The organism is Marinobacter salexigens (assembly GCF_018860765.1).
Lineage (GTDB): Bacteria > Pseudomonadota > Gammaproteobacteria > Pseudomonadales > Oleiphilaceae > Marinobacter > Marinobacter salexigens_A.
Genome location: NZ_JAHKPV010000001.1, coordinates 396,168 through 407,947, shown reverse-complemented (window position 1 = coordinate 407,947; position 11,780 = coordinate 396,168). Strand labels below are relative to the sequence as shown.

The window sequence follows — 11,780 nt, the reverse complement described above, 5'->3', positions numbered from 1 at the left end:
TGGCTCTGGCTCTGGCTCTGGTGTCGGTTTTGGTTCAGGCTTTGGCTTTGGCTTTGGCTCGGGTTGGGTTTCTTGAGCTGGCTGAGGTTTTGCTTTCTCAATGGGTTCTGGCGCGGACTTGCCTGCAAGCGAGATCTTGATGGCGGGCGCGGTATTTATAGCTGCGTTGCCAAGCAGGTTTAGCTCTATGGTCTTCTCGGGCGCAGCGGCCATTAGAATGCCCGCGCTCAGAACGATGGCGACGGCCAGCAGGCCAAGGCGGATGGCCTTTCCTGAGTCCCTCACGCTTCAGGCTCCGTCAACAGCAGGATTTCTTTATAACCGCCATTTTCCAGAGTGCGCAAAAGGCTTTCCAAATCTGCCATGGTAAGACTGCTGGCTGCGGCAATTTTCAGCGGGGTTTGTGCATCGGGTTCTGGTAGCCGTTGCAGCAGAGCTTGCGCATCCAGATTTTCACCATGTATTCGCCAGTTCCCTTTATTGTCCACCATAAGGTCAGCATGAGGCGATTGTTGCTCGCTGCTTGCGGGTGTAGCGGGCAGATCAGGTAAAGGGTCATCAGCAAGCTGGCCAGCCACGATAAAAAACATCAGTAACAGGAAAACCAGATTGATGAGTGGCAGAAGAGCATCCTCTACCCGCTCCATCAAAGACTTGCCGGAGGTAGAGGGAGGTGGAAACAGTTCAGTCATGGGGATTCTTTTGTTGCGCGTTGCCAGTGGGCCTGAATGCCGCTCTGCGATAATTCACCCAAGGTGGCTGTGAATAGGCTTAGTTGGGTATCTGGTGCGGTTGTAAGATTTACTTCAGTAATGCCTGCGTTGCGAAGTGCGGGCAAGAGGTCGCTAACGGGTAGATTGCGCTCTTGCCACATAACGTCTCCGCCTTTGGTAACCGTAAGCAAGGGAAGTGGCTCACCGGTCACGGTGCTACGGCCGTCTGTATTATTGGCGAGTTCCAGATGATCCACAGGCAGTAACCTGCTGGTCAGCATAAAAAACACCAGCAGGATAAAGACCACATCAATCAGTGGAGTGATACGGATTGGAATGGGTCGACTGGGCCTGAGTTCAACCAGTTGCATGGGCGAACCGCTGACTACTGTGAGATGCTGATTCCGGCTCGTCTTGTGTCTTTGGCCGGGATTGGCTTGGGGCAGGCTCGACCGCTTTAGTGGTCGCTTCGCTTGCGGCTTCGGTTGCCCCTACAAAGGGTAGTGGCGAAGCGGTGAGCACAGTAACCAAACTGCTGTTTACAAGCTTATGGATACGTCGTAACCGGAACTCAATCCAAGCCGCCAGTGCAGCAAATGGAATGGCAACGACAAGGCCAGCTGCGGTGGTGGTCAAGGCTTCATAAATGCCGCCGCTTAACTGAGAGGCATTGGCTCGGCCTTCCGCAGCCGCCATGGCACTGAACGCTTCCATCATTCCCAGCACGGTTCCCAGCAAACCAAGCAATGGTGCCAGCGCTGCGATTACTTCAATGATTTTAAGGGGAGCTTCAAAGGGCTCAAGAGCTTGCTGCGCGTCCCTTGCTACGGTTTCGCGAATCTGCCCGTCGTCTTGCTGGTTTTGTCGAGCTTCAATGGTATTGGTTATTAGGCCATGGAGAGGGTTCAGTTTCGCCCAGCGACTGGTTTGTTGGCGAATGGCTTGCGGATTTACGTCCGCAGGGCTGTGTTGCCAAAGTGTAATGAGATTTTTAAGTTTTTTGGACAATCTCGGAGCGTACACCGCGCCCACGAGTATCAGGTAAATAAACGTGATGAGGCCCAGAACTGCCATAACAAGCAATACCATCATGACAGGGCCGCCCATGGCGAGGAGCTGGTTAATAGGGCCGTCCGTTAGTGCGGAGCCGAGAGGTGTTAGGGAGTTGCTCATGCCAGTTATCACTCTTGCTGAAACATCATGAGAATAATAAGGATTATCATTCGGATTGCAAGAGCTGTAATCCTTTAGGTCCCAAGCCTCTGTTAGAATTTGTGTCGCCGTTGAGCCCACTCTTAATACACATGTATGCATGACCTGATTCCACACCGGAGGCCGTACCATTAACACTCGATCCCTGCAGAACGGAGTAGCTCTGCTGTGCTGATGAGTCGTTGGCTGGATAGCTTAGTGAATCGGGCCGTGCTCCTTGTCGTGGGTGTCGTAATTCTAACGGCGGTGCTGGTGGCGCTTGCAGGCTCGTTCCTTAGTCGGTCGGAACTTGAGCAGCAGGCTGCGAATCAAGTGGAGACCATTGCACAGCTGGTAGCTGGTGAGCTGGATGACAAGCTGTCACAGCGATTGGAGGCATTGAGTCACGTTGCTCAGGGATTCACGATGAGTGAGGCAGCTTTCGAGGTGCGAGCAGGAATTTTGATGCGCCGTCAAATCGCGTTGCAGCATCTGTTTGACGGTGTTTATCTGATTGATGCGCAGGGTAAGGTCATTGCTGAATACCCAGAGGAACTGAAGATGGTTGGGTCGGATGTCAGCAATCGTACCTACTTCCGCCGCTCATCTGAGCAATTTACTCCACATATCAGCGAACCCTATCGCTCGAATTATCAAGGCAGGCCTGCCGTTATGGTGGCTGCCCCTGTGTTTGACCACAAAAAGCGCTTTATAGGCTTGCTCGGGGGGGCGATTTCTCTTGCGGGTGAGCACCTGATTGAAGAGTTCTCTGATGTTCGCGTAGGCAAAACCGGTTACCTAACCATCATAGCTCGCAATGGGATTGTGCTGGCCAACGGCCGTACCGGAGAGGTTATGCAGCCGGTAAGTGATAGCAATCCAGTGCTAAACCAAGCTATGAGCGGATTTGAGGGGACAGCCAGAACCAGCAACGCCAAAGGTGAAAGTATTATCCTGTCGGTTCAGCAAATGTCTGAGGTGCCTTGGTTTGTAGCCGCTGTTTGGCCAGCTAGCGAAGCCTATGCTCCCGCTACTCGCCTTAAAGATGCTTTTCTTTGGGTTTTGTTGGTTGTGATCTTGCTCGTTGTTCCCGTTGCTATGTGGCGCTTCCGCCGCTTGATGGCGCCTTTGGGCGAACTTGGGCTGCAAGTGCATGAGCGCCACCTTGGTGTGCGCAATAAACCGGTGGGGGTTATCGGGGGGTCGGAAATCAGCCAAGTGGCAGAAATATTCAATCTGGTGATGGATGAACGGGAGGATGTTCTTAGTTCTTTGGCCGAGCGGGAAGCGTTTTTCCGATCACTCACCCGGGGTGCTCCTATCGGCATTGTGCAGGCAGATGTACTTGGCCGTATCGAGTTTGTAAATCCCGTGTTCGAGAGCATTATTGGCCTGAAGCTGGCCGCGCTTAGCGGTACCCATTTATTCGATTGCATCGCAGATGTTGACCGTGATGCGGTGATTGAAGGTTGGCAAAAAGCGCTTGAGGGACAGTTGGTATTTCGTGATCGTTTCCGTTTGCAGGGCTCGAATGCAGCTGCACCCGTTTGGTGTCAGGTAATGACTGCGATTCTTGAAACGCCTGAAAAGGTCATGGGTACCGTTACGATTGTGCGGGATATTTCGCACGAATTGGAAGTTGAAGAGGCACTGCGGGATGAGCAGCAGAGGGCAGAAAACATACTGGGAGTAATGCAAGACGGTGTGTTGATGGCCGATACCGGCGGAGCCATACGTTATGCGAACCAAGCGGCAGGCCGTTTTTTGGGCACCGGCGAGGACTACATTGGCTCAAATGTATTTGAGCTGGTGGGAATTGACCACGAAGATCAGGCTCTCACTCATGACTGGTTTCTTGCTCATGATGATCTCGACAGCCTGTACGTGACCCTTCGTAACCGTAGCGGCGACGCATTCGATGTTGATCTTAGTATGATCCATATCCGACAGGGGCGGGAGAACGAGCGGCTGGTGTTCGTGTTCAGAGACGATGCTGAGCGCCGGCGCGAGGAAGAAAGGCTATCCTGGGAGGCAACCCACGATAGCCTAACGCAGTTGGTGAACCGTCGTGCATTCAATGCTTCATTGAGCAAAGTGCTCGGTGAGTCGTCGCGACAGGAAGCAAGTTCGGTGCTGATGCTGATCGACCTTGACCATTTCAAACCTGTGAATGACGAAGGCGGACACCTGCTCGGTGATGAAATGCTTCGTCGTCTGTCCGACCTATTCAAAGAATCGGTGCGTCAGTCGGATACCGTGGCTCGATTAGGGGGTGATGAGTTTGGCATTATTCTGCCCGCTTGTGGGCTAAGCAGGGCCAAAACCCTTGCCGAACGCATTCGTGCAGGGGTTGAAGCGCTCAAAATTGAGCACGAAGGGCGCATGTTCGGAGTGACTGCCAGTATTGGTGTGACCGAGTTGCTACCCGAAGACCGCGAACCCAAGGACGTGGTCGCCCGGGCTGATGAAGGCGCCTATCTTGCCAAGTCTCAAGGCCGAAACCGTGTTGTGGTTACACCTGTGGCGGAACCACCGCAGGAGCCGAAAGACTAGTCTGAGGCGTTTATGCCCACCAGTGTGCTGCCAAGCTGGCTTGCCACATTAAGCGCAAAGCCAGAAGAGTTAGAACCAGGTTAAGCGCTTTGCTGAACCAGCGGTTATTAAGTGAGTGGAGAAGGCGCAGGCCGACCCAGGTGCCTGCAAAGCCACAGGCAATCATAGCTAAAATAAATGGTAACCAGTTCGCAAACACAAACCCCGTCACACCAAATACCAGAGCTTTGGGCGCATGCTGAAGGACCATTGCAGTAGCAAAAGTTGCGACGGTGCGGAACCGGTCTGAATGGATCTGTTTTATAAACGCTGCTACGAGCGGGCCAGTAGCGCCCACGAAAAGACTGACAAAGCTGGTTACTGTGGCGGCGATGAAAACCCCCACCGGGCCGAATGCGCTTTTTGGTAGAGCTGGGCCCCAGCACAAATACAGCACGAATACCGCAATGGTGAGCTGCCATAAATAAGGGGGAAGGCTTACCAGCAACCAGGCACCCGTCGCAGCGCCAGCGATCACACCAGGTGTAAAAGCGGCAATCGTCCGCCAGTCAATATGTTTCCACGTCAGCATTGCCCGGCCGCCGTTGGAGCCAAGTTGAATCATGCCGTGTACAGGGATAATGGCGGCTGCAGGCATCCAAGTGGCCATCAGAATCAGTAAAAGCACACCCCCGCCTGCTCCCAAACTTGCGGTGATCATGGACGTAACAACGGAGCTTGTTAGCAGAAAAATCGCCACAGATAAGCTTAGACTCTCCGGGAGCAAGGTTATTTCCATGCGCAAAATTCCTCAGGTTTCAGTGTTGGCATTCTGCATAATGCCTCAGTTGCCAGCTGTACATCGGCAACGTAATACAGTGACGCCAACCCCAGCCTATCTCGACCTAAATTGTGAAACACCATGCCAAACGCTATGTCGCCTGCGGTAAAGCGCTCGTGGTTAGCGGCAAAGTATTCTGCAGGTTTAGCCAGTGTTTCGTCATCAAGGAGCGCCTGCACACGGCTTGCACCACCGTGGTAGGCTTGCACCAACAAGAGCACAAAGAGTTCGTTGCGCTTGGCGTGCGGTAGATGGTTAAAGCGTTCGTCAAACGCGGGCTGCAGGTTGCGGGCATTCTGGTGCATTAGGCGTAGTGCGCAATCAATCTGAGCCAGCCGGTGCCAATAGTTCTGGGGTTTGATCTGGCAGTCTTTAAGAGCGGAAGGTGAAAGCTGGAGAATGCCCTTAGCGTTTGCCCGGGAATGGGCTCTTGCCTGCCCACCACTTTCAATTAGGATTTGCCCGGCCAGATATCTGGGTAAAACCTCCGGTAACGCGAAGCGGTTTTGCTCGCTCCGACGTTGCACAATGTAAAGCAAAGCATCGTGGAGTGCGCCGGGCTGTTCGCGGGTTGCGAAGGAAAGATCATCCCAAGCACCCCAAACTCTATCCTTTCTCAGGGCTCCCAGATAACGACCAACGGCAATGTCCAGATTCACGTGGGGCTGGTCACAGGCCAGCGCAAATGGATAGCCCTTCGTGCTGACGTCACCGGCAACCCACTCTTCGGTAAGGCCTTTTACATACAGTTTCTGCCGGGTATCGTTCAAGCGTTTTTGCGTCGCGGCGCGATTGGTGCCATTGCTTATCCAGCCTATAAACTGCCCGCGCATATTGAACAGAATATGGCGGTCTGGGCTTGAGCAATAACCGGACTCTCTCAATACCCAGCGGCGTATAGTGAGAATATTGGTATAGACGCCCTGACTAACCCAGTAAGGCGAATTCCTTACGATGGCCGTCCAATCCGGAGTGTCCGTGCTGACATTCTCGGCTTGGCTGTCTTCTGCCCACACAGTCCCTTGTCCCCATGCGGTCAGGATGAAAATCAATGCAAGCTGACGTAAGCTTGCGAATCTTAAGTTCATCAACGATGTATCCGTGGCATTCCGGTGATCACAATAACAAATGGACGCCTTTATGAAGCAATCTGAATATCTGCGTTACGACGCCACTGCGTTGGCTGATCTCATCAGCCGTGGCGAAGTAACCTCTCGGGAAGTATGCGAGGCTGCGGTGGAACGAGCAACCGTTGTGAATGGCTCCCTCAATGCGATCTGCTTTCCCCAATTTTCTGAAGCTCTGGTGCAGGAGTACCCGAAACACGGTGCGTTTGCCGGGGTACCTTTGCTTTTAAAGGATTTGTCTCAAGAGCAAGCTGGGCAGCCCTGCACTCATGGCAGTCGCGGCTTTAAAGATTATATTGCGTCACAGGACTCCGAATTTGTGCGCCGTGCCCGCGAGGGTGGAATGGTGTTTTTGGGGCGTACAGCAACACCGGAATTTGGCCTCAAGGCCGTCACAGAATCCGAATTATGGGGGGCTTCACGGAACCCGTGGGATACTCGGCTCACTCCCGGCGGCTCCAGTGGCGGCTCTGGTGCTGCAACGGCGGCTGGTGTTGTGCCTATGGCTGGTGCAAACGATGGTGGCGGCTCGATTCGTATACCCGCAGCCTATAACGGGCTCTTTGGGCTCAAACCATCTCGTGGGCGTATCTCCAATGGGCCTTCGATGGGTGAAGCCTGGACGGGTGCCTCTTCGGATCACGTGGTTACCCGAACAGTGCGTGATAGCGCCACCATGTTAGACATGTTGAGTGGCGCCGCTCCGGGTGATCCGTTTGTGATTCCCAAACCCGGTGTCGCCTATACGGATTTGATGCAGCAATCGCCCGGCAGCCTGAAAATAGGTGTGTTCACCGCATCGCCATACGACACCGAAGTGGCCCCCGAATGTATTGCGGCTGTTGAGGAAACTGCGCGGATTCTAGAAAATCTGGGGCATAAAGTTGAGTATGCTCGGCCGGAGTTTGATGGCATGGCGTTGGCCCGCTGTTATCTTGCCCTGTATTTTGGTGAGGTGTCGGCAATGATGGCGAAAGCCAAAGAGCAGCTTGGTGCCACTAACAGCGATTTTGAACTGGATACCCGCCTACTGGGCATGCTGGGTAATACTATGCCGTTGTCTGATTATGTGCTTCGGCGCCAACAATGGAATGAGTTTGCCCGAGCGCTGGGTGCGTTTTTTAGTGGTTACGACCTTTACCTCTGCCCTACCGCCGGCCAACTGCCCGCCCGGATCGGTGAATTGGAGACCCCTGCACATTTAAAAATGGCGGCAAAGCTGATGCTAGCCCTCAAGGCCGGGAAAATGGTGCATCGCAGCGGTCAGGTGGACCAGGTCGCGATAGAAAATCTGGCCCGTACGCCGTTCACTCAGCTTGCCAACCTGACAGGAACGCCTGCCATGTCTGTGCCGGTACATTGGACAGCGGAGGGCATTCCGGTTGGCGTGCAACTGGGTGCACCCCATGGCGATGAAGCTGTGCTGCTGCAGCTGGCAGCCCAGCTTGAAGAGGCCGCTCCGTGGTTTGGCTATTATGAAAGGCTGGAAAATGCCTTTCCAAAAGCGTGTTTGTGATCCGTTGCGTGAAACCCCACGTTTATCTTTAGGCGCGTAACAGGCTATGCTGTGTGTCAGGGAGATCATCTTCCTGATACACCCTGATGGCATCGAGGAGGCGAGCGCATTATGAACCAACCGATGGCAATCGATGAACTGGTATCTGTTGCACAGGCTGAAGCCATGGGAGAGCTCGACGCTCCGATGATGGCGATCGTCCTGGCCAACGAACAAAGCTATGACTTGCCCATCAACTCACTTGAAACCGATGCCGACAAGGCGCGCTGGGGGTTAATTCTTCGCGCTGCCCGCGAGCATGTTGAGGCGGATGCCGTGGCGGTTTTATACCCTGCATGGACAACCATTCGTCAGAAAACGAAAGAAACCGCAGACGATGATAGCGCCGAAGTTTTGGCTGAAGCGTCGGCAGATAATCTTGACGCCTCATCGAAAGACGGCGAGGACGACGAGACAAACGAGCCGATAGATACTTTGTTTGTCCAACTCCACACGCGCGATCACGTGTACTGGCGTGGATTCGAACAAATCCGGGATCCCAAGCATCAGCGCATCATCGGCTTCCGCCGTATCAAGGCGCTGTCGACGGATTATAGGCGTGACGAAGAGCCTTCGATTGCGTCCTGGTTGAGTACACTGTTCGAGCCGCTGCCTGAACATGGTGAAGCGTCAGACGTTGATCTTGAGCTGGCGGATCTTTTGGAGGAGCCAGAAGTGAGTGCCGCGTTGTATCCGCGACAGTTGCGGGCGTTGCACTAGAAGACAGTTCAGAAAAGATAGCTGTGAAACCTTGAATTGAAGAGCCGGGCTAGTGTCTGGCTTTTTTTTGAGTGCTTCTTTTAAATGGAACCTGCCATGCCTAATCACGCCCAGTGGCTGTCCGATGCCATCGCCCGAATTGATGCGGACTTTAACCGATCTTCAGACACGCACCTGATCAAACTGGATCTGCCCGGGCTGCAGAACATCGATATTTACCTTAAAGATGAATCAACTCATCCCACGGGCAGTCTCAAGCATCGGTTGGCGCGCTCGCTTTTTCTATTCGGGCTCTGTAACGGTTGGATTACGCAGAGCACTCCCGTCATTGAAGCGTCTAGCGGTTCCACGGCGGTGTCTGAAGCGTATTTTGCCAAGCTGCTAGGGTTAAGGTTTATAGCGGTGATGCCCAGAACAACGTCAGCGCAAAAAATCGCAAAAATTGAATTTTATGGCGGTGAATGTCATCTGGTTAATAGCGGTAGCGAGATCTATACCGAATCGCAGCGGCTGGCCCGCGAGCTGGGCGGTCACTATATGGACCAATTCACTTACGCTGAGCGAGCGACGGATTGGCGAGGCAACAACAATATTGCCGAGAGTATTTTCCAGCAACTGCAGCGGGAACCACACCCCACGCCCCGCTGGATTGTTGTCAGCGCAGGCACAGGAGGTACTTCCTCAACCATAGGGCGCTATATCCGCTACGGCGGACACCTTGCCCGGGGCTGTGAACTGTGTGTGGCCGACCCTGAAAACTCCGTGTTTTATGAGGCCTTTGCCAGCGGCCGGTCTGATATTACCGGCCAGTGTGGTTCTCGCATTGAGGGTATTGGCCGCCCAAGGGTGGAGCCCTCCTTCAATCCCGCGGTGATTGACCGTATGGTGAGAGTGCCCGATGCCGCCAGTTTTGCTGCGTTGCGTTATCTCGAACGTCATCTAGGCCGACGTTGCGGCGGGTCTACCGGTACCAATCTGATCGCGACACTGAGCTTGGCCAGCCAGATGCAACAAGCCGGCGAGAAAGGTTCAGTTGTTACGCTTCTATGTGACGGCGGTGATCGTTACATCGACACCTATTTCAACCCCGATTGGATTGCCCATCAGGGTCTGGATTTAACCGATTGGGAAAACGCACTGGATGACTTCGATCGTACCGGAGTGTTTGAGCCGGATCTGCAGGTTGCGCAGTTGCGCAAGTTGTAGTGGTAATTTGCGGGTTCGGGTTTGGCCGGTGAATACGCTATAATCGCCCGCTTTATTCCTGCACCCACAAGGCGCTGATCGTGATTGTATTTGACCAGGTACAGAAGTCGTATCAGGTGGACGGCCGGGCGATCCCCGCTCTGCACCCGACTGATATGACCATTGAAACCGGCGAGGTGTTCGGTATTGTTGGGCATTCCGGGGCGGGAAAATCCACTCTGGTGCGTCTGATCAATCTGCTAGAACCGCCGACCGGTGGCGATATTCGAATTGATGGCGAGAATATTACCCGCTACAACGCGGCTGAGTTGCGCGCCTTCCGCCGCAAAGTCGGTATGATCTTCCAGCACTTCAACCTGCTCTCATCAAAAACAGTATCGGATAATATTGCCTTCCCTATGCAGTTGGCGGGCATCTATTCCAAAGCGGAAATCCGAGATCGAGTGCAGGAACTGTTGGCCCGGGTCAGCCTTACCGACCATGCCACCAAGTACCCGTCCCAGCTTTCTGGTGGTCAAAAGCAGCGTGTGGGCATTGCCCGGGCATTGGCCTGCAGACCAACAATATTGCTGTGCGACGAAGCCACTAGCGCCCTCGACCCGCAAACCACCCAGTCGGTGCTGCGCTTGCTGGCGGAAATCAACAAAGAGCTCGGGCTTACTATCGTACTCATCACCCATGAAATGGACGTGGTGCGCCGTGTGTGTGACAGGGTTGCCGTTATGGACGCCGGGCGTGTTGTGGAAATGGGTGCTGTAAGCGATGTGTTCCTGCATCCGAAACACCCCACTACTCGGGATTTCGTGTTTGAGAGCGAAAGCATCGACAGCGAGGAGATGCAGGAAGACCTGCAAAAGGCCAACGGACGCATTCTGCGCCTCACCTTCAAGGGAGAAGCCACTTACCAACCGCTGCTGGGTAGTGTGGCTCGGGCATCAGGCGTGGATTTCAGTATTCTTTCCGGCCGAATCGACCATATCAAAGACACGCCATACGGCCAGTTGACCCTTTCGTTGATAGGAGGCGATCTTGAACTCGCCATGAGTGCGCTGGAAGGGGCCGATGTTCACGTGGAGGTGGTGCGCTGATGGAAGCTTTACTGAGTAACGTGGACTGGCCAGAAATCGGTATAGCCAGTTGGGATACCCTAGTAATGGTAGGCATGTCGCTGCTGTTCAGCGTATTGGCAGGCCTACCCATTGGTGTTTTGCTGTTCCTGACCGGTAAACGGCAGCTACTGGAACAACCTGTGGCCTACGCTGTGCTGTCGTTCGTCGTGAACGTTCTGCGTTCCGTGCCGTTCATTATCCTGCTGATTGTAATGATCCCCTTCACCGTGATGCTGATCGGCACCTCGCTGGGTGTGGCAGGCGCCATACCACCTTTGGTTGCGGGCGGTGCGCCCTTCTTTGCGCGGTTGGTAGAAACCTCCCTGCGGGAAGTAGACCGAGGCATTATCGAAGCCACTCAGGCCATGGGCGCCAACGTGCGCCAGATCATCTTCGGCGCCTTGCTGCCGGAAGCCCTTCCGGGCATCATCGCTGGCATTACGGTTACGGCGATCACCCTAGTGTCTTACGCGGCCATGTCTGGCGTAATCGGTGGTGGTGGTTTGGGTGATTTGGCCATTCGTTTTGGCTACCAGCGCTTTCAGACCGATGTGATGGTGATTACCGTGGCGCTGCTGGTGATCTTTGTACAAGTGCTGCAAATGGCCGGTGATCGTCTGGTTCTGTATTTCAGCCGTAAGTAGGTTTTGTAATTTTGAGTTAGCCTGCGCTGGCCTAGCCCTCAGCAGACACGTCAGAAACAAGCCCGGCCGGTGAGGTGCCTTCCGAAAACGTGGAGCGCCAAGGATGGCGCGACCGAGCCCTACATGGACGTATTTACGGGCG

At 54.1% G+C, this 11,780-nt stretch carries 11 protein-coding genes and 1 pseudogene; 6 read left to right on the top strand and 6 right to left on the bottom strand.

Annotation, left to right across the window (positions count from 1 at the left end; all coding sequences use genetic code 11):
- The 4 genes and pseudogenes from KO508_RS18780 to KO508_RS01855 form a co-directional block, all read right to left on the bottom strand.
- Positions 1–285: pseudogene (locus KO508_RS18780) on the bottom strand (energy transducer TonB); the annotation flags it as partial.
- Complete coding sequence (locus KO508_RS01865) at positions 282–692, bottom strand: ExbD/TolR family protein (protein ID WP_216006640.1); 411 nt, start codon at positions 690–692, stop codon at positions 282–284. The pseudogene KO508_RS18780 and the gene KO508_RS01865, both read right to left, overlap by 4 nt.
- Complete coding sequence (locus tag KO508_RS01860) at positions 689–1,084, bottom strand: ExbD/TolR family protein (RefSeq protein ID WP_216006639.1); 396 nt, start codon at positions 1,082–1,084, stop codon at positions 689–691. Before KO508_RS01860 ends, KO508_RS01865 begins: the two co-directional genes overlap by 4 nt.
- Positions 1,071–1,886, bottom strand: coding sequence for a MotA/TolQ/ExbB proton channel family protein (locus KO508_RS01855; RefSeq protein WP_216006638.1), 816 nt, complete (start codon positions 1,884–1,886; stop codon positions 1,071–1,073). The genes KO508_RS01860 and KO508_RS01855 overlap by 14 nt, the downstream gene beginning before the upstream one ends.
- A 213-nt stretch (positions 1,887–2,099) precedes the next feature.
- On the opposite strand from KO508_RS01855, the gene KO508_RS01850 reads away from it, so the two are divergent.
- Complete coding sequence (locus KO508_RS01850; RefSeq protein ID WP_216007291.1) at positions 2,100–4,457, top strand: sensor domain-containing diguanylate cyclase; 2,358 nt, start codon at positions 2,100–2,102, stop codon at positions 4,455–4,457.
- Between the two features lie 10 nt (positions 4,458–4,467).
- Here the strand turns inward: KO508_RS01850 and KO508_RS01845 are convergent, their stop codons facing one another.
- Both KO508_RS01845 and KO508_RS01840 read right to left on the bottom strand, forming a co-directional pair.
- Positions 4,468–5,235, bottom strand: a complete 768-nt coding sequence (locus KO508_RS01845) for a sulfite exporter TauE/SafE family protein (RefSeq protein WP_216006637.1) — start codon at positions 5,233–5,235, stop codon at positions 4,468–4,470.
- On the bottom strand, positions 5,226–6,365 hold the full coding sequence (locus KO508_RS01840) for a transglycosylase SLT domain-containing protein (protein WP_216006636.1): 1,140 nt from the start codon (positions 6,363–6,365) through the stop codon (positions 5,226–5,228). The genes KO508_RS01845 and KO508_RS01840 overlap by 10 nt, the downstream gene beginning before the upstream one ends.
- 52 nt (positions 6,366–6,417) lie before the next feature.
- Between KO508_RS01840 and KO508_RS01835 the strand changes: the two genes are divergently transcribed.
- From KO508_RS01835 to KO508_RS01815, 5 genes are all read left to right on the top strand, one after another.
- Entirely contained in the window at positions 6,418–7,920 is a 1,503-nt protein-coding gene (locus KO508_RS01835) for an amidase (protein WP_216006635.1), read from the top strand.
- 111 nt (positions 7,921–8,031) lie between these two features.
- Complete coding sequence (locus KO508_RS01830) at positions 8,032–8,679, top strand: hypothetical protein (protein WP_216006634.1); 648 nt, start codon at positions 8,032–8,034, stop codon at positions 8,677–8,679.
- Positions 8,680–8,775: 96 nt separating this feature from the next.
- Positions 8,776–9,885, top strand: a complete 1,110-nt coding sequence (locus tag KO508_RS01825) for a PLP-dependent cysteine synthase family protein (protein ID WP_216006633.1) — start codon at positions 8,776–8,778, stop codon at positions 9,883–9,885.
- Between the two features lie 80 nt (positions 9,886–9,965).
- Positions 9,966–10,973: a methionine ABC transporter ATP-binding protein gene (locus KO508_RS01820; RefSeq protein ID WP_216006632.1), complete on the top strand. Its 1,008-nt coding sequence runs from the start codon at positions 9,966–9,968 to the stop codon at positions 10,971–10,973.
- Entirely contained in the window at positions 10,973–11,638 is a 666-nt protein-coding gene (locus KO508_RS01815) for a methionine ABC transporter permease (protein ID WP_200363409.1), read from the top strand. Before KO508_RS01820 ends, KO508_RS01815 begins: the two co-directional genes overlap by 1 nt.
- The last annotated feature ends 142 nt before the right edge of the window (positions 11,639–11,780 follow it).

Coding starts and splice junctions, on each gene's coding strand:
- KO508_RS01865 (WP_216006640.1), bottom strand. CDS start 692: ATGACTGAACTGTTTCCACCTCCCTCTACCTCCGGCAAGTCTTTGATG.
- KO508_RS01840 (WP_216006636.1), bottom strand. CDS start 6,365: ATGAACTTAAGATTCGCAAGCTTACGTCAGCTTGCATTGATTTTCATC.
- KO508_RS01860 (WP_216006639.1), bottom strand. CDS start 1,084: ATGCAACTGGTTGAACTCAGGCCCAGTCGACCCATTCCAATCCGTATC.
- KO508_RS01835 (WP_216006635.1), top strand. CDS start 6,418: ATGAAGCAATCTGAATATCTGCGTTACGACGCCACTGCGTTGGCTGAT.
- KO508_RS01830 (WP_216006634.1), top strand. CDS start 8,032: ATGAACCAACCGATGGCAATCGATGAACTGGTATCTGTTGCACAGGCT.
- KO508_RS01825 (WP_216006633.1), top strand. CDS start 8,776: ATGCCTAATCACGCCCAGTGGCTGTCCGATGCCATCGCCCGAATTGAT.
- KO508_RS01855 (WP_216006638.1), bottom strand. CDS start 1,886: ATGAGCAACTCCCTAACACCTCTCGGCTCCGCACTAACGGACGGCCCT.
- KO508_RS01845 (WP_216006637.1), bottom strand. CDS start 5,235: ATGGAAATAACCTTGCTCCCGGAGAGTCTAAGCTTATCTGTGGCGATT.
- KO508_RS01815 (WP_200363409.1), top strand. CDS start 10,973: ATGGAAGCTTTACTGAGTAACGTGGACTGGCCAGAAATCGGTATAGCC.
- KO508_RS01850 (WP_216007291.1), top strand. CDS start 2,100: ATGAGTCGTTGGCTGGATAGCTTAGTGAATCGGGCCGTGCTCCTTGTC.